Below are 22489 nucleotides of genomic sequence, written 5' to 3'. Positions count from 1 at the left end.
ATGGCCCGAATGCAAAGCGCGTCCCTTGGGACGCGCTTTGTTTTTTGGGGTGTTCAAGATCAGCCCTGCAGCAGCCGGCCGATGCGGGCGACCGCCTCTTCCAGGCGGTCCAGGCCGGTGGCATAGGAAAAGCGCATGGTGTGGCTGCCATGGGCCGGCCCGAAGTCCAGGCCCGGCACGGCGGCCACGCCGGCCTCCAGCAGCAGGCGCTGCGAGAACGCGGCGCTATCCATGCCCAGGTTGGCGATGTCGGCATAAATATAGAAGGCGCCGTCGGGCTTCACCGGCACCTGGATGCCCATGCGCTCGAATTCCGGCAGCAGGTAGTCGCGGCGCTGCTTGAAGGCCTCGCGGCGGTGCTCGAAGGTCTTCATCGCGCCCGGCTCGAAGCAGGCCAGCGCGGCGTGCTGCGCCAGCGTGGGCGCGCAGATCGCCAGGCTGGCGGCGATTTTCTCCACCGGCGCCACCATGTCCTCGGGCACGATCATCCAGCCCAGGCGCCAGCCCGTCATGTGGAAGTACTTCGAGAAGCTGTTGATGACGATGACGTCGTCGTCCAGCGTCAGGGCCGAGCGGGGCTGGCCTTCATAGGACAGCCCCAGGTAGATTTCGTCGACGATGGCGAAGCCGTCGCGGGCGCGGACCTGAGCCAGCAGCTCGGCCAGCTCGCCGTGGTCGATCGAGGTGCCGGTGGGGTTGCTGGGCGAGGCGACCAGCACGCCCTGGGTGGCGGGCGTCCAGTGGCTGGCCACGTCCTGCGCCGACAGCTGAAAGCGCTTGGCCGCCGTGCTCGGTATCAGGCGCGGCACACCGCCCGCCGCCAGCACGAAGTTGCTGTTGGCGGGGTAGGAGGGATCCGGCATCAGCACTTCGCCGCCCTGGTTGACCAGCGCCGCGCAGGCCAGCGTCAGGGCGCCGGAGGCGCCCGCGGTGACGATGACGCGGGCCGGATGGATCCGGGCGCCGAACTGTTCGTGGTAGAACCGGGCGATGGCCTCGCGCAGCGGCGTCAGGCCGGCCGAGGGGCTGTAGCCGCTGAGGCCGGCGCGGGCTGCGCGCTCCAGCGCTTCCACGACCTGGGGGGGCGCGGTAAAGTCCGGTTCGCCGATGCCCAGGCTGATAATGTCCTTGCCAGCCGCCTGCAGCGCTTGCGCCTGCTTGAATAGTTCCATTACCTGGAAGGTCAGGAAGTCGTTGGTGCGATGGGCAAGGCGGGGCATCGGATTCTCGAAGGCGTTTGTAGCGAAAAAGGAATTGTAGTCATGCAGCCATCCCGGCGCGCTTTCCTCATGGGCCGTCGTCCGGTCCGCAGCCCGTGGTCGGCCTTCATCGAGCGGCTGGGCCTGCTCTGCCAGGGTTCCGTTCGAGATCTGGGCGAGGCGGGAGAGGGCGGCCCGCGGGGCCTGCTGACGCCGGCGCGCGACGCGGATGTGGCACATGCGCGCACGCTGTGTGCCGAATATCGCGTGACGCTGGCGCTGCGCGGGGCTGAAGGACCTTTCGAGACCGCTCATGGACCAGTCCTCAGGGTGGACCCATCCGCCCTGACCGGCCTGGTGCGCCTGTCCGGCGATAGCGGGCGCTGGCGCGCGCAGCCGGGCACGCCGGTAGCGGCGCTGGCCCAGGCAGGGCTGCGGCAGTTCGCCGGCCTGCCCGGGAACATGACGCTGGCCGAGTGGCTGGCGGCCAAGGCCAACTGGCCCGCCGGGCGCTGCGCCGACTCCGGCGTGCTGGCGCTGGAGGTGATGCTGGCCGACGGCATAGAGGAAACGCTGGGGCCGTTCGGCGAGTCGGACGTCCAGCCGCTGCGTTCCGCCACCGTGCAGCGTCTGGTGCCGGCGCTGTTCCAGCTGGCTTCGGGCGGCGATGTCTTCGCCACCCGGGACGGGGAGCGCTGGCTGGGCCGCTACCGGCTGGACGCGCTCAAGCCCGACGCGCCCGCCACCGTCAACCTGGCGCATCTGCTGCTGGGGCATGGCGGTACGCTGGCCTGGGTGCAGTCGGTGACGCTGGCCGACGCCGCGCCGGCGCCGCAGCCGCAGCCGCAGCCGCAGGCGGAGCGGGAGGAGCCGCCTGGTCTGGCCACCACCCGGTTGGACTCCCGGGTGAAGGCTCTGTTCGACCCGGATGGACGGTTCCCCTTATTCCACATCGCGGAATAGCGACAATTTGTAAGCTGACGCTAACATGGGACGCGTCTGCTTATCCAACGGGCAGGCGGGCATTGCCGAGGTATCGCGGCGTTCGTCATCGGAATAGAATTCCCCCCTTTCGTGTCACACACTCTAGTGTGGTGTCTCAAAAATAGATAGAACTATTTTGACCGGTGTTGGTCGAATCAGCTTCCTTATAGGAGACTACGCTGATGGCCCACCCTGGACGCCCCGCCACGAAGCTGCAGATCACCGATGCCGAGCGCGCAGAGCTGCATGCGCGACTGCGCGTACGCAAAGCGCCCGAGGACGAGAAGCTGCGCATGCGAATCGTGCTGGGCTGCGCAGATGGGGAGTCGGGCACCATGATTGCCCAACGCTTGGGCACGACGGTGCAAACTGTCTCCAAGTGGCGGCGGCGCTACCGGGCGTATCGTCTGGCGGGTTTGACCGATGCCCCGCGCGCTGGCCGCCCGCGCAGTGTGGGCGACGAGCAGGTTCAGCTCATTGTGGACAAGGTTCGCCAGAGCAAGCCTGACAACGCCACGCACTGGAGCGTGCGCCAGATGAGTCGGCACGCTGGCGTATCGCCCGCGACGGTGCAGCGCATCTGGCATGCCTTTGGGCTGAAGCCGCACCTGCAAGAAACCTTCAAGCTATCGACGGATCCCCATTTCGTGGACAAGGTACGGGATGTGGTGGGGCTGTATATGGCACCACCCGATCGCGCCTTGGTGCTGTGCGTGGACGAGAAGAGCCAGATCCAGGCTCTGGATCGCACCCAACCAGGGTTACCACTGACGTTTGGCAAACCCAGCACGCGCACGCACGATTACAAGCGCCATGGCACAACGTCGCTGTTTGCAGCGCTGGATGTGGCCACTGGCAAAGTCATAGGACAGCTCAAGCGCCGTCACCGCAGTGTGGAATTCCTGCAGTTCCTCAAAGCCATCGATGCAGCGGTGCCTGGCGAACAAGACATCCACCTGATCATGGACAACTACGGCACGCACAAGACGCAGGCAGTGCGGGCCTGGCTAGCAGCCCATCCTCGCTACCACGTTCACTTCACGCCCACCTCAGCGTCCTGGCTCAATCTGGTCGAGCGTTTCTTTAGCCAGATCAGCGAGCAGTGGATCAAGCGCAGCGCCCACACCAGCGTTGCTCAGCTGGAGCAATCCATACGGGAATACATTGATCGTCACAACGAGGATCCCAAGCCGTTCGTGTGGCATAAAAGTGCGGACACCATCTTGGCATCTGTGGCGCGGGCAGCGAGTACCATTATTTGATGATTACTTTTGAGACACCACACTAGCCAGTAGCCGCCACTATGGATGCCAATCTCCGCAAAGCCGCCCTTGAATACCATGAGCTTGGACGCCCCGGCAAAATCTCGGTCACGCCGACCAAGCAGCTCACCAACCAGCGCGACCTGGCCCTGGCGTACTCGCCCGGCGTGGCGGCGGCCTGCGAAGAAATCGTGGCCGATCCGGCCAATGTGTACCGCTACACGGCGCGCGGCAACCTGGTGGGCGTGATCACCAACGGCACCGCGGTGCTGGGCCTGGGCAATATCGGCGCATTGGCCTCCAAGCCGGTGATGGAAGGCAAGGCGGTGCTGTTCAAGAAGTTTGCCGGCCTGGACGTTTTCGACATCGAGATTAACGAGACCGACCCGGACAAGCTGGTCGAGATCATCGCCGGCCTGGAAGCCACCTTCGGCGGCATCAACCTCGAAGACATCAAGGCTCCGGAGTGCTTCACGGTCGAACGCAAGCTGCGCGAGCGCATGAAGATTCCGGTCTTCCACGACGACCAGCACGGCACCGCGATCTGTGTGTCCGCCGCCTTCATCAACGGCCTGAAGGTCGTGGGCAAGGACATCAAGCAGGTCAAGGTGGTGACTTCCGGGGCAGGCGCCGCCGCGCTGGCCTGCCTGGACCTGATGGTGGACCTGGGCCTGCCGCTGGAAAACGTCTGGGTCACCGACATCGAAGGCGTGGTCTACGAAGGCCGCACCGTGCTGATGGACCCGGACAAGGCGCGCTTCGCGCAGAAGACCGACGCCCGCAAGCTGGCCGAAGTGATCCAGGACGCCGACGTGTTCCTGGGCCTGTCGGCCGGCGGCGTGCTCAAGCCGGAAATGGTCGCGGCCATGGGTCCGCGCCCGCTGATCCTGGCGCTGGCCAACCCCACGCCCGAGATCCTGCCGGAACTGGCACAATCGGTGCGCGACGACGTGGTCATGGCGACTGGCCGTTCGGACTACCCGAACCAGGTCAACAACGTGCTGTGCTTCCCCTACATCTTCCGCGGCGCGCTGGATGTGGGCGCCACCACCATCACCCGCGAAATGGAAAAGGCGGCCGTGTACGCCATTGCCGAGCTGGCCGAGGAAGAGCAGAACGAAGTGGTGGCCGCGGCCTACGGCACCTTTGACATTTCGTTCGGCCCCGAATACCTGATCCCCAAGCCCTTCGATCCGCGCCTGATCGTGCGCATCGCCCCGGCGGTGGCCAAGGCCGCAATGGAAGGCGGCGTGGCCACGCGCCCGCTGGCGGACCTGGAAGCCTACGAAGAACAGCTGCAGCAGTTCGTGTACCACTCGGGTGCCTTCATGAAGCCGCTGTTCTCGGCGTCCAAGCGCATCGTGCGCGAAGGCGGTCCGGCCCGCATCGTGTTCGCCGAAGGCGAGGACGAGCGCGTGCTGCGCGCGGTGCAGGTGATCGTCGATGAAGGCCTGGCCCGTCCGATCCTGGTGGGCCGTCCGTCGGTGCTGCTGACCCGTATCGAAAAACTGGGCCTGCGGCTGCGCCTCGGGGAAGACGTCGAAGTCACCAATCCCGAATATGACGAGCGCTTCCACCAGTACTGGACCACGTACTGGGAACTGATGTGCCGCCGCGGCATCACCAAGGAAATGGCGCGCGTGGAAATGCGCCGCCGCATGACCTTGATCGGCGCGATGATGGTGCGCCTGGGCGACGCCGACGGCATGGTCTGCGGTTCGGTGGGCGCGTATCACGACCACCTGCGCTTCGTGGACGAGGTCATCGGCCGCCGTCCTGGTCACAACGTGTACGCCGCCATGAACATCCTGCTGCTCAACGAGCGCACGGTGGTGCTGGTGGACACGCACGTCAACGATGAGCCCTCGGCCGAGCAGATCGCCGAATTCACCATCGCCGCCGCCAACGAGATGCGCCGCATGTATCTGGCGCCCAAGGTCGCGCTGCTGTCGCGGTCTAACTTCGGCTCGGGCAGTTCGGCCTCGGGCGCGAAGATGCGCCGCGCGCTGGAACTGGTGCGCGAGGCCGCGCCGGAACTTGAGATCGACGGTGAAATGCACGGCGACTGCGCGCTGGACGAGGCGCTGCGCATGCGCATTCTGCCGTCCTCCACGCTCAAGGGCCAGGCCAATCTGCTGGTGTGCCCGAACGTGGACTCGGGCAACATCGCCTACAACCTGTTGAAGACCGCCGCCGGGAGCAACGTCGCGGTGGGTCCGTTCCTGCTGGGCGCCAACGCACCGGTGCACATCCTGACCTCCAGCTCCACCGTGCGCCGCATCGTCAACATGACCGCGATGACGGTGGTCGATGTCAATACACCGCGTTGACGTGACGCCACCCGGTCCGGCGTGCCCGCGCACGCCGACCGGCCTGGTCCTGACCGGTGGCGGCGCCCGCGCCGCCTATCAGGTGGGCGTGCTCAGCGCCATCATGGAATTGCTGGATCCTGACTGGCATTCGCGTTTCCAGAATCCCTTTCACATCATCTGCGGCACGTCCGCCGGCGCCATCAACGCCGCCGCGCTGGCCTGCCGCGCCGACCGGCCCCATCTGGGCGTGCGCCGCATCCGCCGGCTGTGGTCTTCACTGAATACCGACATGATCTACCGGGCCGACGCGCCCGGCCTGATCCGCACCGGCGTGCGCTGGCTGGGGCTGCTGTCGCTGGGGTGGATGTATTCGGGCCTGACGCGCAAGCGGCCCCATTCGCTGCTGGACAACAGCCCCATGCAGGCTCTGCTGGAGCGGGTGCTGGACTTCCAGCATCTGCGCACCAACCTGGAAACCGGCGCGCTGTCGGCGCTGGCGATCACGGCCTCGGGCTATACCAGCGGCGAGCACTTGACCTTCTACCAGGCGCACACGCCCATCGAGCCCTGGCACCGCTATCTGCGCCTGGCGCTGCCCACGCCCATCGGCATCGACCACCTGATGGCCTCGTCCGCCATTCCGTTCGTCTTTCCGGCCCGGCAGGTGCAGGTGCACGGCAAGGGGGAGTGGTGCGGCGATGGCTCGATGCGCCAGCTTGCGCCCATCAGTCCTGCCATCCACCTGGGCGCGCATCGCGTGCTGGTGATCGGCACGGGTTTCCGCGACGAAACCCACCCGGAAAACCGCGAGGATTCGCCGCCTTACCCCTCGCTGGCCCAGGTCGGCGGACATGCGCTGGCCAGCATCTTCCTGGACGGCCTGTCGGCGGACGTCGAGCGCCTGGAGCGCATCAACTTCCTGATGGATCAGTCCGGCCCGGAAGGGGCGCAGCACGGGCATGCGCGCCGCATCGAGGTCCTGACGATCACGCCCAGCCAGTCGCTGGACGTCATGGCGCTGGAACATTTGCAGGATATGCCGACCCAGGCTCGTGCTCTTTTCCGCGTACTCGGTGTATCGTCCGATCCAGACCGTCCCGGCGGCGGTTCGCTGATGTCCTACCTCTTATTTGAATCCAGCTACACCAAGCGATTGATTGAACTGGGTTATGCCGATACGATGCAGCGTAACGACGAAGTGATCGCCTTTTTCAAGGGGGCTCAGGCATGACGCGCAATGGCCAATCTACTCTGCAGCGGCAGCTGATGCGCGGCGGTGCGCTGGCCCATGACGGGCTGGACAAGAAGGCCGTGGTGGACGCCGCCCATGAGCTTGGCCTGGCCCTGTTCGTCGCCAATTGCGATCCTGCCCGCAGCCGTTCCGCCGTGCTGCGCGCCATCGTCAAGGCAGTGGATTTCCCCGAATACTTCGGCGGCAACCTCGACGCCCTCTACGACTGCCTGTGCGATACCGTGCTGGACCACAAGACCGGCGTGGTGCTGTGGCTGTACAAGCTGCATTCGGGCGACCCGGCGCTGGAAGAAGACTCGGGCCGCATTGAAACCGTCTGCTCCGACGCGGCCGATTTCGCCCGCGAAAACGGCCGCGTTTTTGCGTATGTCATCGAACACGCCGGGCGCCATCCGGACCCCGAACCCGGGGTGGCGGCAGCGCCCTACGGCGAAGACCACTGATCCGGTTGTTTTACCAGGCCAGCAGCGCGCTGGCCGCCGACAGCAGCGCCAGCCCCGCGGTCTCGGTGCGCAGCACCCGGGGGCCGAATCGCACCGCCTGCACGCCCGCCTCGCGGGCCTGGGCCAATTCCTTGTCCGACCATCCTCCCTCCGGTCCCACCAGCAGGGTCAGCGCCCGCAGGCCGGGCGCGGCCCGCACCGCGCCGGCAAGATCGTCCCGCGCTTCCGGGTGGCACAGCAGGCGCAGGCCGTCCGCGGGCTGCTGCAGCCATTCGGCCAGGGTGACCGGCGCGTCCACCGCCATCAGCCGGTTGCGGCCGCATTGTTCGCTGGCGGACTGCGCGATGCGCTGCCAATGCGCCACGCGCTTGTCCAGCCGGGCGCCCGACAGCTGCAGCACGCTGCGCTGGGCGGCGATGGGGCTGACGCGCGCGGCGCCCAGCTCCACGGCCTTTTCCACCACCCAGTCCATCTTGTCCCCGGAAGGCAGGCCCTGCACCAGGGTGACGCGGCCGCCCAGTTCGGCCTCGCGCGGCAGGAATTCGCCTAACTGGGCAAAACCAGCCTTGCCTTCCACTTCGAGCGTGGCGGGATACTCGCCGCCCTGGCCGTTGAACAGCGCCACGGCCTCGCCCGCGCGCAGGCGCAGCACGCGCAGCGCATGGTGCGCCAGGGCTTCGGGAAGCGCCACGCGGGCGCCGGTACTCAGGGGGATATCGCAGAAGAAGCGGGGGGCTGACATAAATGTGCGAGAACTGATTTGATGTGGAGAAGGATACTTTTGCCGCCGGGCCGTCCCAAGGCAAAAACGCCCCCTTGGGGGGCAGCTAGCCCGCGCAGCGGGCGCGGCGTGGGGGCACTTGTCCTCAGAAAGCTAGCCTAGCACGGGCCGCCTTATGGCCGATGGCGTCGGGGAAACCCCTGGATGCTAAAATCCCATGCTTCGCAACCTACTCAACTGGCCCCTATTTTGACCGTAGGCCCGCCAGCTTCAAAGAGCCTTCCGAATGAGCAATCCGACCGCCCCTAAACTTGCCTTGGCGGATGCCATCCGCGCCCTCGCGATGGACGCCGTGCAACAAGCGAACTCCGGGCATCCGGGTGCTCCCATGGGCATGGCGGAAATCGCCCAAGCCCTGTGGGCCGGCAACCTGCGTCACAATCCCAAGGATCCCGCCTGGGCCAACCGCGACCGCTTCGTGCTGTCCAACGGCCACGGCTCGATGCTGATCTACGCCTTGCTGCACCTGACCGGCTACGACCTGCCGATCGAAGAGCTGAAGAATTTCCGCCAGCTGCATTCCAAGACGCCGGGCCACCCCGAAGTGGGCATCACCCCGGGCGTGGAAACGACCACCGGCCCGCTTGGCCAGGGCCTGGGCAATGCCGTGGGCATGGCACTGGCCGAAGCGCTGCTGGCTGCTGAATTCAACAAGCCCGGCCACGCCATCGTCGACCACCACACCTACGCCTTCACCGGCGACGGCTGCCTGATGGAAGGCATCTCGCACGAAGTCTGCTCGCTGGCCGGCACGCTGAAGCTGGGCAAGCTGGTCGTGCTGTATGACGACAACGGCATTTCCATCGACGGCCACGTCGAACACTGGTTCGCCGACGACACCGCCAAGCGCTTCGAAGGCTACGGCTGGAACGTGATCCGCGGCATCGACGGCCATGACGTCGCCGCCGTGGACGCCGCCATCAAGGCCGCGCGCTCGCAATCGGAAAAGCCCACGCTGATCGTCTGCCGCACCGTCATCGGCAAGGGTTCGCCCAACATGGCCGGCACGCACAACGTGCACGGCGCGCCGCTGGGCAAGGACGAGATTGCCGCCACCCGCGCCGCGCTGGGCTGGTCGTCGGAACCGTTCCAGATTCCGCAAGACATCTACGACGGCTGGGATGGCCGCAAGCAGGGCGCCGCCGCCCAGGCTGAATGGCAGTCCGCGTTCGACGCCTACGCCGCCGAGTTCCCCACCGAAGCCGCTGAATTCAAGCGCCGCATGAAGGGCGAAATGCCCGCCGGCTACGCCGAACAGTTCAAGGCGTTCCTGGACGCCACGCTGGAAAAGGCCGAAACCGTCGCCACCCGCAAGGCGTCGCAGTTCGCCATCACCGCGCTGGCGCCGCTGCTGCCGGAAATGCTGGGCGGCTCGGCCGACCTGACCGGCTCCAACTTCACCGACTGGAAGGGCGTTGCCGCCGTCCGCGCCGGCGATAAGGGCATCCAGTTCGGCCGCCACATCAACTACGGCGTGCGCGAATTCGGCATGGCCGCCATCATGAACGGCGTGGCCCTGCACGGCGGCTACCTGCCGTTCGGCGGCACCTTCCTGACGTTCTCCGACTACTCGCGCAACGCCATCCGCATGGCCGCGCTGATGAAGCAGCGCGTGGTCCACGTGTTCACCCACGACTCCATCGGCCTGGGCGAAGACGGCCCGACCCACCAGTCCATCGAGCATGCGGCCAGCCTGCGCCTGATCCCCAACCTGTCGCTGTGGCGTCCTTGCGATACGGCTGAAACCGCCGTGGCCTGGAACGCGGCCGTGACGCGCCCGACCAGCATCGGCATGGACGTGCACGACGGCGGCCCCACGGCCCTGTTGCTGTCGCGCCAGAACCTGCCGTTCGTGCCGCGCGACGCCGCCACCGTGGACGCCATCGCCCGCGGCGGCTATGTGCTGCGCGATGCCGAAGGCGCCCGCGCCGTCATCATCGCCACCGGTTCGGAAGTCGCCATCGCGCTGGACGCGCAGGCGCAGCTGGCCAAGGAAGGCATCGCCGTGCGCGTGGTCTCCATGCCCAGCACCGACGTGTTCGACCGCCAGGACGCCGCCTGGAAGCAATCCGTGCTGCCCAAGGGCCTGCCGCGGGTGGCTGTCGAAGCCGGGGTTACCGCCTTCTGGCACAAGTACGTGGGCCTGGAAGGCGCCGTCGTCGGCATCGACCGCTACGGTGAATCCGCGCCGGCCGGCGCACTGTTCAAGTTCTTCGGGCTGACCGCCGACAAGGTGGCCGAGACCGTCAAGCAAGTTTTGTAAAAAGGAGCTTAGTCATGACCATTCGCGTCGCCATCAACGGTTACGGTCGCATCGGCCGCAACATCCTGCGTGCCCACTACGAAGGTGGCAAGAAGCACGATATCGAAATCGTCGCCATCAATGACCTGGGCGATCCCAAGACCAACGCTCACCTGACGCGCTACGACACCGCCCACGGCAAGTTCCCGGGCACCGTCGAAGTCGACGGCGACTTCATGGTCGTCAACGGCGACAAGATCCGCGTGCTGGCCAACCGCAATCCGGCCGAGCTGCCCTGGGGCGAGCTGAAGGTCGACGTGGTGCTGGAGTGCACGGGCTTCTTCACGACCAAGGAAAAGGCCGGCGCGCATATCAAGGGCGGCGCCAAGAAAGTCATCATCTCGGCCCCCGGCGGCAAGGATGTCGACGCCACCATCGTGTACGGCGTGAACCACGGCGTGCTGAAGGCTACCGACACCGTCATCTCCAACGCCTCGTGCACCACCAACTGCCTGGCCCCGCTGGTCAAGCCGCTGAACGACAAGCTGGGCCTGGAAAACGGCCTGATGACCACCGTCCACGCCTACACCAACGACCAGGTCCTGACCGACGTCTACCACGAAGACCTGCGCCGCGCGCGTTCGGCCACCATGAGCATGATCCCCACCAAGACCGGCGCTGCCGCCGCCGTGGGCCTGGTGCTGCCGGAACTGAACGGCAAGCTGGACGGCTACGCCATCCGCGTCCCGACCATCAACGTGTCGCTGGTCGACCTGTCGTTCGTGGCCAGCCGCGACACGACCGCCGAAGAAGTGAACGGCATCCTGAAGGCCGCCTCGGAAGGCGAGCTCAAGGGCATCCTGGACTACAACACCGAGCCCCTGGTTTCGGTGGACTACAACCACAACCCGGCCTCCAGCACCGTTGACGCGTCGCTGACCAAGGTTTCGGGCCGCCTGGTCAAGGTCTCGTCCTGGTACGACAACGAGTGGGGCTTCTCGAACCGCATGCTCGACACCACCGTCGCGCTGATGTCGGCCAAGTAAGCAACACGGCTAGTCCATAGAGGGGACGGATTTGTTTTCCGCGTACGCGGAAAATGGGTTCGTCCCCTTTGTACGCCCATCGTAGGAATCCAAATATGTCCAAGGTCAACACTCTGTCCGCGCTGGCCAAGTCCGGCGCCCTGTCCGGCAAGCGCGTGTTCATCCGCGCCGATCTGAACGTGCCGTTCGACGACGCCGGCCGCATCAGCGAAGACACCCGCATTCGCGCCTCGGTGCCTGGCATCCGCATGGCGCTGGACGCCGGCGCCGCCGTCATGGTCACCTCCCACCTGGGCCGTCCCAAGGAAGGCGTGCTGACCGAAGCCGATTCGCTGGCCAAGGTCGGCCAGCGCCTGTCCGAACTGCTGGGCATGCCGGTGCAGCTGGTGCGCGACTGGGTCGATGGCGTCCAGGTCGATCATGGCCAGGTCGTGCTGCTGGAAAACTGCCGCGTCAACGTCGGCGAAAAGAAAGACGACGAAACGCTGGCCAAGAAGATGGCCGCGCTGTGCGACGTCTACGTCAACGACGCGTTTGGCACCGCCCACCGCGCCGAAGCCACCACCCACGGCATCGCGCGCTTTGCGCCCGTGGCCTGCGCCGGTCCGCTGCTGGCCGCCGAACTGGAAGCCCTGGGCCGCGCGCTGCACGAACCCAAGCGTCCGCTGGTCGCCATCGTTGGCGGCTCCAAGGTATCGACCAAGCTGTCGATCCTGCAGTCGCTGGCCGACAAGGTCGACCAGCTGGTCGTGGGCGGCGGCATCGCCAACACCTTCATGCTGGCTGCCGGCCTGTCCATCGGCAAGTCGCTGGCTGAACCCGACCAGGTCGACCAGGCGCGCGCCGTGATCGACATCATGAAGCAGCGCGGCGCCGCCGTGCCGATTCCGGTGGACGTGGTGTGCGCCAAGTCCTTTGGCGCCGACGCCGAAGCCACCGTCAAGGCGGCGCAAGACGTGGCCGACGACGACATGATCCTGGACATCGGCCCCAAGACCGCGGCGCAACTGGCCGATATCCTGAAGCAGGCCGGCACCATCGTCTGGAACGGCCCGGTGGGCGTGTTCGAGTTCGACCAGTTCGCCAACGGCACCGAGGTGGTGGCGCGCGCGATCGCCGAATCGGAAGGCTTCTCGATCGCCGGTGGCGGCGACACCCTGGCCGCCATTGCCAAGTACGGCATCGGCGAGCAGGTCGGCTACATCTCGACCGGCGGCGGCGCTTTCCTGGAATTCCTGGAAGGCAAGACCCTGCCCGCCGTGGCCGTGCTGGAAGCGCGCTACGCGAAGTAATACGGCTAGCCATGCAAGACCGAAGCCGCCCCGATGGGGCGGCTTTTTTTATTTCACCATGACTCCAGCACCGCATTTCGCTGGACTACGCCCAAGCCCGATACAGCAGGTTTATCAATAACTTAGGCGAGTTCAACATATGCCGGTGCTTTCCGAAACCTGACCCGGCTTCCCCTCTGCTGACCCCTATGAGGCTCCTGGAAACCGGGTCTTTCCGAGGAGTCATCGTGGCAAAAATCAAGCTCACCAAGTCCGCAGTCGATGCGGCACAACCTCAGGCGCAGGCCGTCGAATTCCGGGACACGCTGGTGCCCGGCTTCCTGTGCAAGGTTACGCCAGCAGGCCGCAAGGTGTTCATGCTCCAGTATCGGACGAACGCCGGCGAACGCCGCAAGCCCGCCTTGGGCCTCTATGGGGAACTCACCGTCGAACAAGCCCGTTCCCTTGCCCAGGAGTGGCTGGCCGAGGTCCGTCGGGGTGGTGACCCCGGTGCGGCCAAGACCGCCGCGCGCAAGGCCCCGACCGTCGCTGAACTGTGTGTGAAGTTCATGGAGGACCACTCCAAGCAGCGCAACAAGCCCAGCACGCAGGCCGGCTACCAAAAGTGCATCACCCGTAACATCATCCCGATGCTGGGCCGCATGAAGGTGCAGGACGTGAAACGCCCGGACGTGGCCGGGGCGATGAAGAAGATGGCGCACAAGCCCGCGGACGCGAACCGCACGTTCAGCGTGATGCGCAAGATGTTCAACCTGGCCGAAGTCTGGGGCTACCGGCCGGACGGCACCAACCCGTGCCGCCATGTCCCGATGTACCCCAACGGCAAGGCCACGCACCTCATCAGCGACGAGGAGATGGGCAAGCTGTTCCGGTATCTCGACTATCTGGAAACCGATGGGTTGGGGCTGGATCATGCGATCCTTCCGCTGGCCATCCGGTTGCAATTCGAGTTCGCGGGCCGCCGCTCCGAGATCGTCACCCTGCAATGGGATTGGGTGGATTTGGAGAACCGGCGCGTGGTCTGGCCCGACAGCAAGACCGGCGGCATGTCCAAGCCCTTAAGCGAGGAAGCCTACCGCCTGCTTTCCACCGCGCCGCACCAGGACGGTTGCCCGCACGTGTTCCCGTCCCCGAATCATCCGGGGCAGCACCTGACCACGGGCGAGTATTACAGCGGCTGGACGCGCATCCTCAAGCGCGCCGGCGTGACCCACGTGGGCACGCACGGCATCCGCCACCGTTCGGCCACCGACATCGCTAACTCGGGGATTCCGGTGAAGGTCGGCATGGCGCTGACGGCGCACAAGACCGTGGCAATGTTCATGCGTTACGTCCACACCGAGGACAAACCGGTACGCGAGGCGGCCGAACTGGTGGCGAACCGGCGCAAGGCGATCACCGGGGCGCAGCGCCCGGTAGAGGTGGCAGCATGAGCAGGTTCCAACACATGGCTTCTGCTGCCGGAATTGTCGCGACACTGTCACGACAATTTCAGGGTCCCCTCCTTGGCCGGCTGCGGGACTGGAAAAGTATGCCCGTTTCGGGCATACTTTAGAGGTTGCCTGACATGAATGTCCTCAAGCGCAAGGACTTTGCACGGTGGCAGGCGGGCGAGAAGCTGCCCGATGCCGCCTTGTGCCGGGCGGTTCACGAGATGGAGGCTGGCCTGATTGATGCTGACCTGGGCGGCTTCCTCTACAAAAAGCGGGTGGCCCGTCTTGGTGGCGGCAAGAGCGGCGGTTATCGAACGCTGCTGTCAGCGCGAATCGGTAGCCGCTATGTGTTTCTGCATGGATTCCCAAAAAGCGATAAGGCGAACATCACGCAGGACGAAAGGAAGGCGCTGCAGTTCGCCGGAAAGGTGTTTCTGGAGCTATCGGCAGAGGACTTGATGAAAGCGCTGCAGATAGGCGTTCTATTGGAGGTGTGTTGTGACGAGCAAGCTCATTGAATCCCTGCGCGGCGATCTGGCCGCGCTGCACGATGCCGGCGCGATCGGCAAGGTGACGATGCGCGAGTTCGACGCCATCTGCCCGCCGCCAGTACGGGAGTTCAGCGCGGCCGACATCAAGCGGCTGCGCGAGGAACTGAAGTTCAGCCAGCCGGTGTTCGCACTGCACCTGCACACCACGGCATCCACGGTACGCAAGTGGGAGCAAGGCGACACCCATCCTGCAGGGCCAGCCCTCAAACTGCTCAATGTCATCGCGAACAAGGGGCTGCAGGCAATCCTTTGATCAAGACAAATAGGTCTGCACTTCCCGCAGACATCTGCCTCAAATGAAGTTACGATGTTTAACGGTTGTAAAAACATCTATGGAGGTAACGGGTGGCGGAGACGAGAAACGTGTTTATCAGCCATGTCCATAAGGACGATCATGGACTCCAGAAGCTCAAAGATCTACTGGCTCCGAAGGGTCTGGATGTCAGAGACTCCTCGATTCATACAGGGAAGTTCAACAACGCCACTGATGAGCACTACATAAAGACCCAAATTCTGGCACCTGCGATCAACTGGGCTGGCGTCTTCATTTGCTACGTTTCTCCCCAGACAAAAGATAGCGATTGGGTTAACTGGGAGATTGAATATGCTGCAAAGCAGGGCAAACGCATTGTGGGCGTTTGGGAACATGGTGAAAAAGAATGTGATATTCCCGATGCCTTGAAGGAATACGCTGACGCCTTGGTTGGTTGGAACGGCGATGCAATCATTGATGCGATTAATGGCAAAGACACATGGGAAAAGCCTGATGGTGGTTCCTGCAGCACTGTTCCCCTTAAGCGACACCCCTGCTGATGGCTCGCATTCACTCCTACGTGGTGCGCTACGACAGTGGTTTTGCACCCAATCCGTTTTATGGTCACTGTACGCTAGTAACCTGTAAGCCAGGTATTCGCCGCAGTGCCGAAGTTGGTGACTGGGTCATCGGCAGCGGCAGCAATGCCCATGGCGTGGGTCGAGGTGGACATCTTGTGTACGGCATGCGCGTTACCGAGGTAATGACACTCGACGAATATGCGCTGAATCCCAGGTTTGAATCGAAAAAACCTTTTCGCAACGGAAGCCGGAAGCAAAGTTGTGGAGACAACATCTACTTTAGAGATGGGCCTGAGGCAGCTTGGCAGCAACGAGATTCTTTTCACTCCCGGGAAGACGGAACACTTAATCCTCAGCACGTACAGCGCGACACTGGAGTAAACAGGGTTTTGGTCAGCAATGACTTTGTTTATTTCGGAGGGACGGGGCCAAAGTTCCCTCTAGAACTGCAAGACCGAAATGGTAGACCTCTGTGCAAAAGTGGCATAGGGTTGACTTGCTTTAATGATCCTCAACTGCTTGCCAATCTAGAGAAATGGATACGTAGTTTGGGTGTTGCCGGCTATCAAGGGCCCCCATTCGAATGGCTCACTCTTCGCGGATAATTTGACATGCAAAAAGAAGGATCTCTTCTGCTCTCGGATTATGCAGCAGAAATTGCAGCTACCGATGTGCTCAATCCGACCGATTTTTCCCCAGTTCTTCAAGGTTTATATGGGGAAATAGGCGGAATTATGGCTACGGCAAAAAAGCATATTCGGGAGAAATCCGCCTATCCTGGGTTTAAGAAGGCGGCCGAAGAAGAGTTTGGCGACACTCTCTGGTATCTGGCAGCGCTCTGCAGGCGTATGCAAATTCCCCTTGAAGAGGTTTTTGCCGAGGCAGCGAACCATGGGGATTTTAAGAACGTGGGAGCCGCCAGCGACATGGCCGAGGGCGCGTTGGCTTACATTGCCATGCCAATTGCTGAACCGGGTTCGGTGGATACCACGCTGGTACGTTTAGGTCAGTCAGCCGCAGCATTGTTGGGTAGTTCCCCTACGCATAGTGATCTAGTTTCCTTTGCACGAGCTTATTTGGACGCCATTCGTGCTGCCGAATTGATATTTTCAGAAGTGGCGCGCGGCAATCTTCGGAAAGCTCGCGGGGCCTTTTTAGAGCCACAACCTGCTGATTTAATTGGTCTTGATTTCGATAGCGATTTCGGGGATGAAGAACAACTGCCCAGAAATTTCAAAATTAGAGTCAATCAACGAGGAAGCGGAAAGAGCTATCTTCAATGGAATGGGGTATTTATAGGAGACCCTCTGACTGACAATATTGCTGACCGCGATGGTTATCGATTTCACGACGTCTTCCATTTTTCATATGCGGCCGTACTACATTGGTCACCCGTGATTCGGGCATTGATCAAGCATAAACGAAAAAGCAAGCCGAAGTACGATGAGGAGCAGGATAGTGGTCGAGCCATTGTTGTTGAAGAAGGCCTTACTGCCTGGATTTTTTCTAGAGCAAAGGAATTGAATTTCTTCGAGAAGCAGGAGAAGATTTCTCTGGGAATTCTGAAAACCATTGGTGAATTTGTTAGCGGCTATGAAGTGGAAAAGTGTCCGCTGAAGTTGTGGGAGAAAGCTATCCTTGACGGGTATGCCGTTTTTCGGCAGCTCAAAGAAAATCAGGGAGGTTGGATCATTGGCGACCGTGAACAGCGCACAATCAAATATATGCCGCTGGAGCTTGAGAAATGAAGACTCACCCTTTTGTCGAGGCGGTGGCCTCGCTGCAGTTTGAAAACTGTTTTAACCCGTATTCAGATCGTTGCGAAGTGCATGACCGTCGCGATGCACCTCGGCGCCGAACTGCGGCGCTTTCTGCCATGCTGCGTTGCGCGCTGGAGGAACCGGTCGATGCAATATGGATTGGCCGAGACCTTGGATACCGTGGGGGGCGCCGCACGGGGCTGGCCCTGACTGATGACGTTCACATGACCCATCATGCCAAGCGTTGGGACCTCGATTTAGTTGCAGAACGACCTACCGTAGGAAGCGCAGTGGCTGAGCGAACTGCTGCAGTCATATGGAACATGCTGGAGCACATTGATGCTCGTATCTTCCTTTGGAACGTCTTCCCACTTCATCCGCACGAATCGGGTGATCCGTTTACCAACCGGCAGCACAATGCTCGTGAAAGACGTGCGGGCGAAGAATTGCTGCAGCAACTTATTGACCTATTGCAGCCATCCCGCATCGTTGCCATAGGAAATGACGCTGCCGCAGCAGCTCATCGCATCACGGATACGGTGCCCGTTATTTGTGTGAGGCATCCGAGTTACGGTGGCCAAACACAGTTTCAGGAGCAAATTTCGGAACTCTATGGATACCCACTACGGAATCAATCACTTTTTTGAACGGGCGTTGGCGGTTTCTTTAACCAGTTGCAATCGATGCTGCGAGCCAGCTGATCACATTGTCGCGGATATGGCTAGCGTCCCTTATCATCGATGGCCATCGTGAGGTGAGTGTGAAAGAGCCGAGCGAAGTCCACGTCGGCAAGATCTCCATCGGCGAAGTAGCCTCGATCCTTGGAGAGATTCAACGCCGCTCCCCCCGGTGAAGGGACAGGCAATACCTTGGCGGCTGGGTGAAAGTGTCTGAACAGTTCGTGCTCCGCCTCTACGCCCTCCATGCCCCCGATGAATACTGCCGCAACTAAGTCTTCACGTGACAGCATTTGCTCGCGCATCATCAACAGGCTCGCTTCCCGCTCATTGGGAATCGCTTCGGTATAAACGACATTCTGGAAGTGCTTGTTCTCTTCGGGATAGCGGTCCTCAAAGAATCTACTCTGATACAAGATCACTGACTGGGAGTAGTCCACACCCAAGTCTTCACAGATTGTCCAGATCATCGGCGTAATGGCAGGATGGCCGCCCCAGACAATCTTGTGCCGACGAATCACAGCCATTGCCAACTCTCGTACTGCACATTGGATAAGGAACGGATTAGCCGTTTCATGATAAGTGCCTCGGCCAACAAGCGGCACGCTGGCCGAAAGGAAGATGGCGCTCATGCTCAAGCCACCCAATCTGCAAATTGCCAACCTGCCTCGCTCGACTTGACCCATCGTGCGGAATGGATGTACTGGCCAAGCCAGTCCAAATGTCCTAGCCATCGAGGATGCAAGCCGACGTGATCGTAGACAACGGCGACTGACTGATCAGGTGAATTTGTCGAGGCCTCATGCAGTGTTGTCGATGTAGGAACACCAACCGTGGGATACACCACCACTGCCCGACCATCTGGCAGTCGGATATGAACGGCCCTGTTACTCCCCACTCCGATTACTTGACCACCGATCGTTTGAATGGCATTTCGCAGATTGCTCACAAGATTGACGGAACGCACGGCATGGCTCTGACTGCGGACTTCCTCAAGTTGCAAGCAGATGCGCTCTACCGCCCCGTCGGCCAGACGCCCTGTGCCCGGGTCTACTTCTTCGGGCAATAGTTCTGCCCGGCTTGCAGTAGCTGTGCGCGCAGAAGGTGTGGCATCCGGCCAGCCGACCCGAAGAACGCTGATGCCCTTGGCCAACGCGCGTCCGAACTCCGCGCTCGTCCAGCGACTTTCGAAATAACCTGGCGTGTCGAGCATCACGAGCACATCAGAATCGCAGAGCCGATGCCACAGCATGGTCTGGAAGTCCTCCGCAGGTGGAATGCCGTGCGTGTCGAGGAATACGTCGAAAAGTCGAACTGACAAAGCGTCAAACAGTTGCAAAGCAGCTTCTCGGGCTTCACCTCGGCGGTAGCTCACAAAAACCCGCCGCTGCCGAGGGAGTAATCCTGCACATTCCAGCAATGCGGTCGCAACGCGTTGTGCACCACCTGCTGCATACGCTAGGCAGTTGAGCGGTTGCAACATTGCAGGAATCTCTGCGCTGACTCTACTGACATCCGACGCCACCGGCAGCAATGGGATGCCACGCTCTAACAGCTTTGCAACATTGGCAATAGGAGCATTCTCACCTCCAAAAAAAACTGCGGCGGCTGATCTTTGCTGCGGCGGCTCGAACGATTCGGGACAAATATCCCATCCGACCTCATGACCCAGCCTCAGATTGAACATGCCTACGGCGTGAGCCACGATATTCTCAAGCTCAGAAATCTGAGCAGCACTTGGTGCCCCAAGTATTGCAAGCTGATATAGAGAAGGCATGTTTACCTTAGTCGAATAATTTTTAGAAATCGGGCGAAAGCATCCCACTCAGGCACGATTCCTGTGGGCCTCCAGGCAAATTAATGCCGTTGCCATTCTGGAGCCAACAGTCCATCCAAGAATCTAGATCGAACGGAAACAAAAGAATCCTTGCCTACATCATTTCCCCGCACGGCCATATCTTCAATCGCTTCTGCATCATCAAGTTTAATTTCTACCGGAGTCTGTTGATTAATCCGAAGATGGCGTGTTGGGCCTAAAAAACCATCGGCCAAAACTAGTGCCCCATGCTCCTGGGCAGCAAAGAAGAGATCGGCACTATTGGGTGCCCATCCAGCTTTCCCTTTTCCAAGGGACTCCGTGAAATCGCTTTCACTGCCCATTGTGCCGACACTTAAAACATCTATTCGATCCAAGGGTATTTTTAGATAGCGAACAGCTTCTGCCAGTGCGGGGAGAATTGGATTGTTCGCCCAAACACCACCATCAAGAAAAGATTCAGGCGCAACCGGCCCATCCCAGACAGATTCGTCAAAATATGTAGGGGCAGCTGAAGATGCAAGTGCGGCATCGACCGCTGAGATATCTCGAAATGCTGTTCTATCTGGGGTATGGGCTGTGACAATAGCTTCAGCTTGTCCATGTTTGGCTCTTACTGTAGGAATAACGAGCCTGCAGCATGAGGCATCAGTTATTCTCCTATCACCATACACTTTGCACAGTAAATCTCGGAGCGTGGAAGATTCGTGCTTGGATTTCAACCAATGTCGAAGCTTCCTATCTTTTGGGAAAATTAACGGTCCTTGCTCTTGGTAGAATTTCAATATATCGCGCGGAGCTATTCCGAGGGCAAGCCCGATTGCGAGTATTGCACCTGTCGATGTGCCAGCCACTAAATCGAAATGCGATACTAGATTGTTACCGCCACCACTCCTGAGCATGTCATCCCACTTAGCCAAGACGGCGGCAGTAAACGTCCCTCGCAATCCTCCCCCATCAAGAGCAAGAATTCGAAAATTACGCCCCCGTGAAACACTGCGCCGCACGAGCGGCAGAAGCTTTAGCTGATTGACAATGGTTTCTACAATACGTTCGATAGACGTATCGTTCGCAATTTCTCGGTTTGCATTCTCAGATAGTCCATTTTGCAATCTTGAAGGCAAGCTCGGGTTGTCCTTTAGATAACCCGCAATTGCTCCCCCAAATCCTGCAACAACGAAACCTGGCTTTCCGAGTTCTAGCATCGCATCAAGCTCAGTGGGGACCCCTGCTTTGGCCTTATTTATGTCCCACCACTTACCTCCAACGCAGACAACCGCATCCGATCGCTCGGCCATCCAGTCTCGCATTGGAGTTAAATCACTATTGCTTACTCCATCAGCTTCTGCGGGAACTATTTGCACCGCTGCGAATTGGCGTTGGATTTCTATTTCTGCAATTTGTTCATCTGTTTCGGCAAATTTTTGAGCACGAACCAATGTTAAGGCTCCTACCTCACCTCCCGCATGAAGAAAATCTCTCGCGGCATCTTCTAATGGTTTAGACAAGGACGGGTGACTGCCATGAATCACTGAACCTCCCTCGCTAAATATTCGCGATGCTAGTGCCTTCACAAACAAGCATATTTCTTCTTGCCGCTCATCTGGAGCAGATCCTGAGAGGTGAATTCGCACCCCTGCAAGAGGTTGTCTTGGAATCATGCGTTAAACCTGGTTGGCTGGAACGATTAAATTACGAGTAATTTCCCCTGATCTCAATGGCTTTTTCGATCCAGTCCTCAAGGTTTTCCTTGATGTGACTGTACACATTAGTACTGGAGGAATATGGCGGATTGTAAGTTTTTACGATTTCATCCATGGAGACACCATTTATAGTGAATTTTGAAAATGGATTGCTTCCCTTTTCCGCTTGATCTCCGTCGCTATCCTTGAGATTGTGGATGTAGATCCCAAGCACCCCCTTCTTATCCTTCCACGCTTTCTTTATTTCGTAGTTAATCCATTTTCTCCCAGCCGTATTCTCTCCAACAAGAATGATTGCAACCGTCTTTCCTTTTAATTGCTCATCAATCCACTCTTGAATTGCATCATCTCCGCCTGCCTTCACATCTTCCCAGTCGTTATCGGAAGCGGGCTTGTTTCCATCTATAACACCCATGCTTCTGACTTGGGCAGCTCTCCAGTTGTCTGGCTGGTAGTGAAAGCTGTAAAAGGCTCTACGCGTCATTTTTTCTCCTGATGCTTCTTTGCGGCTAAAGATACGATTTCCATCCAAGTCACAATTTACAACAAGTATCTTCATTTGTTGAAATTTGGGGTGACTTGCGTGGGCATCCCCGGCCAAGTGGACATGGCCGGTCGCGCTGTCGTGCGCGTAGCGCATCGAGCCGCCGCACCCTTCGGCCACGGCGTCTCGCCCCCTTCGGGCTTCCATCGTTCCCTCGCTCCGCTTGGCTGACGCCTCCGGCCCGGCTTCCAGATCCGGGCCTGCGCGCTTGCGCTTGCCGTGCGGTCGGCACACAGGGAGGGCCGTTGCCATGTCCAGCCGTCTTCCCTGACTCCATCACCTTGTCAGCGACCGTAGCCCGCTCCCGTAGGCCGTCAAGGCGCGCAGGGCCGTGTCCTCGGCTGCGCCTGCGGGCCGC

At 60.9% G+C, this 22489-nt stretch carries 21 protein-coding genes; 15 read left to right on the top strand and 6 right to left on the bottom strand.

Annotated features, from left to right (window positions below):
- Positions 1 to 59 precede the first annotated feature (59 nt).
- Positions 60 to 1220, bottom strand: a complete 1161-nt coding sequence (locus tag ACZ5YA_RS14900) for a pyridoxal phosphate-dependent aminotransferase (RefSeq protein ID WP_464092703.1) — start codon at positions 1218 to 1220, stop codon at positions 60 to 62.
- Positions 1221 to 1262: 42 nt separating this feature from the next.
- On the opposite strand from ACZ5YA_RS14900, the gene ACZ5YA_RS14895 reads away from it, so the two are divergent.
- From ACZ5YA_RS14895 to ACZ5YA_RS14875, 5 genes are all read left to right on the top strand, one after another.
- Complete coding sequence (locus ACZ5YA_RS14895; protein WP_464092702.1) at positions 1263 to 2162, top strand: FAD-binding protein; 900 nt, start codon at positions 1263 to 1265, stop codon at positions 2160 to 2162.
- A gap of 203 nt (positions 2163 to 2365) precedes the next feature.
- The gene (locus tag ACZ5YA_RS14890) at positions 2366 to 3445 is read left to right on the top strand and encodes an IS630 family transposase (RefSeq protein WP_005801445.1); all 1080 of its coding nucleotides are present in this window, start codon (positions 2366 to 2368) and stop codon (positions 3443 to 3445) included.
- Between the two features lie 41 nt (positions 3446 to 3486).
- Positions 3487 to 5775, top strand: coding sequence for an NADP-dependent malic enzyme (locus ACZ5YA_RS14885; protein ID WP_419340857.1), 2289 nt, complete (start codon positions 3487 to 3489; stop codon positions 5773 to 5775).
- Positions 5756 to 6988, top strand: coding sequence for a patatin-like phospholipase family protein (locus ACZ5YA_RS14880; RefSeq protein ID WP_223283379.1), 1233 nt, complete (start codon positions 5756 to 5758; stop codon positions 6986 to 6988). The genes ACZ5YA_RS14885 and ACZ5YA_RS14880 overlap by 20 nt, the downstream gene beginning before the upstream one ends.
- Positions 6985 to 7452 (top strand): barstar family protein, encoded by a 468-nt coding sequence (locus tag ACZ5YA_RS14875; protein ID WP_059379497.1) that lies wholly within the window; start codon positions 6985 to 6987, stop codon positions 7450 to 7452. Before ACZ5YA_RS14880 ends, ACZ5YA_RS14875 begins: the two co-directional genes overlap by 4 nt.
- A gap of 10 nt (positions 7453 to 7462) precedes the next feature.
- Here the strand turns inward: ACZ5YA_RS14875 and ACZ5YA_RS14870 are convergent, their stop codons facing one another.
- Positions 7463 to 8194 carry a 16S rRNA (uracil(1498)-N(3))-methyltransferase gene (locus ACZ5YA_RS14870; protein WP_464092701.1) on the bottom strand — a complete coding sequence of 244 codons (732 nt, stop codon included), beginning with the start codon at positions 8192 to 8194 and terminating at the stop codon, positions 7463 to 7465.
- Between the two features lie 265 nt (positions 8195 to 8459).
- Between ACZ5YA_RS14870 and tkt the strand changes: the two genes are divergently transcribed.
- The 10 genes from tkt to ACZ5YA_RS14820 all read left to right on the top strand — a co-directional run bounded on the left by tkt (position 8460) and on the right by ACZ5YA_RS14820 (position 18038).
- Entirely contained in the window at positions 8460 to 10496 is a 2037-nt protein-coding gene (gene tkt / locus ACZ5YA_RS14865) for a transketolase (protein ID WP_464092700.1), read from the top strand.
- 14 nt (positions 10497 to 10510) lie between these two features.
- Positions 10511 to 11521, top strand: a complete 1011-nt coding sequence (gene gap / locus ACZ5YA_RS14860; RefSeq protein ID WP_013395726.1) for a type I glyceraldehyde-3-phosphate dehydrogenase — start codon at positions 10511 to 10513, stop codon at positions 11519 to 11521.
- Positions 11522 to 11616: 95 nt separating this feature from the next.
- Complete coding sequence (locus ACZ5YA_RS14855) at positions 11617 to 12813, top strand: phosphoglycerate kinase (protein WP_118932804.1); 1197 nt, start codon at positions 11617 to 11619, stop codon at positions 12811 to 12813.
- Between the two features lie 227 nt (positions 12814 to 13040).
- Complete coding sequence (locus tag ACZ5YA_RS14850) at positions 13041 to 14246, top strand: tyrosine-type recombinase/integrase (RefSeq protein WP_024570156.1); 1206 nt, start codon at positions 13041 to 13043, stop codon at positions 14244 to 14246.
- Positions 14247 to 14380: 134 nt separating this feature from the next.
- On the top strand, positions 14381 to 14764 hold the full coding sequence (locus ACZ5YA_RS14845) for a type II toxin-antitoxin system RelE/ParE family toxin (RefSeq protein WP_019043430.1): 384 nt from the start codon (positions 14381 to 14383) through the stop codon (positions 14762 to 14764).
- Positions 14745 to 15050: a helix-turn-helix domain-containing protein gene (locus tag ACZ5YA_RS14840; RefSeq protein WP_019043431.1), complete on the top strand. Its 306-nt coding sequence runs from the start codon at positions 14745 to 14747 to the stop codon at positions 15048 to 15050. Before ACZ5YA_RS14845 ends, ACZ5YA_RS14840 begins: the two co-directional genes overlap by 20 nt.
- Positions 15051 to 15142: 92 nt before the next feature.
- Complete coding sequence (locus ACZ5YA_RS14835; protein ID WP_024570157.1) at positions 15143 to 15610, top strand: TIR domain-containing protein; 468 nt, start codon at positions 15143 to 15145, stop codon at positions 15608 to 15610.
- A complete protein-coding gene (locus tag ACZ5YA_RS14830; protein WP_080375559.1) occupies positions 15610 to 16236 on the top strand; it encodes an Nmad2 family putative nucleotide modification protein in 627 nt (208 codons plus the stop codon). The genes ACZ5YA_RS14835 and ACZ5YA_RS14830 overlap by 1 nt, the downstream gene beginning before the upstream one ends.
- A 6-nt stretch (positions 16237 to 16242) precedes the next feature.
- A complete protein-coding gene (locus tag ACZ5YA_RS14825) occupies positions 16243 to 17379 on the top strand; it encodes a nucleoside triphosphate pyrophosphohydrolase family protein (RefSeq protein ID WP_029158621.1) in 1137 nt (378 codons plus the stop codon).
- Positions 17376 to 18038, top strand: a complete 663-nt coding sequence (locus ACZ5YA_RS14820) for a uracil-DNA glycosylase (protein WP_060446450.1) — start codon at positions 17376 to 17378, stop codon at positions 18036 to 18038. Before ACZ5YA_RS14825 ends, ACZ5YA_RS14820 begins: the two co-directional genes overlap by 4 nt.
- A 74-nt stretch (positions 18039 to 18112) precedes the next feature.
- On the opposite strand, the gene ACZ5YA_RS14815 is transcribed toward ACZ5YA_RS14820, so the two are convergent.
- From ACZ5YA_RS14815 to ACZ5YA_RS14800, 4 genes are all read right to left on the bottom strand, one after another.
- The gene (locus tag ACZ5YA_RS14815; RefSeq protein ID WP_019043436.1) at positions 18113 to 18700 is read right to left on the bottom strand and encodes an SLOG domain-containing protein; all 588 of its coding nucleotides are present in this window, start codon (positions 18698 to 18700) and stop codon (positions 18113 to 18115) included.
- 2 nt (positions 18701 to 18702) lie between these two features.
- Entirely contained in the window at positions 18703 to 19845 is a 1143-nt protein-coding gene (locus ACZ5YA_RS14810; protein ID WP_080375558.1) for a toll/interleukin-1 receptor domain-containing protein, read from the bottom strand.
- An 80-nt stretch (positions 19846 to 19925) separates the two neighbouring features.
- Complete coding sequence (locus ACZ5YA_RS14805; RefSeq protein WP_464092699.1) at positions 19926 to 21545, bottom strand: CBASS cGAMP-activated phospholipase; 1620 nt, start codon at positions 21543 to 21545, stop codon at positions 19926 to 19928.
- 31 nt (positions 21546 to 21576) lie between these two features.
- Positions 21577 to 22383 carry a TIR domain-containing protein gene (locus ACZ5YA_RS14800; RefSeq protein WP_019043439.1) on the bottom strand — a complete coding sequence of 269 codons (807 nt, stop codon included), beginning with the start codon at positions 22381 to 22383 and terminating at the stop codon, positions 21577 to 21579.
- Between the last annotated feature and the right edge of the window lie 106 nt (positions 22384 to 22489).

The organism is Achromobacter sp. JCM 18799, assembly GCF_055395645.1.
The sequence above is the reverse complement of the archived record's forward strand: the minus strand, read 5'-3'. Positions and strand labels throughout refer to the sequence as shown.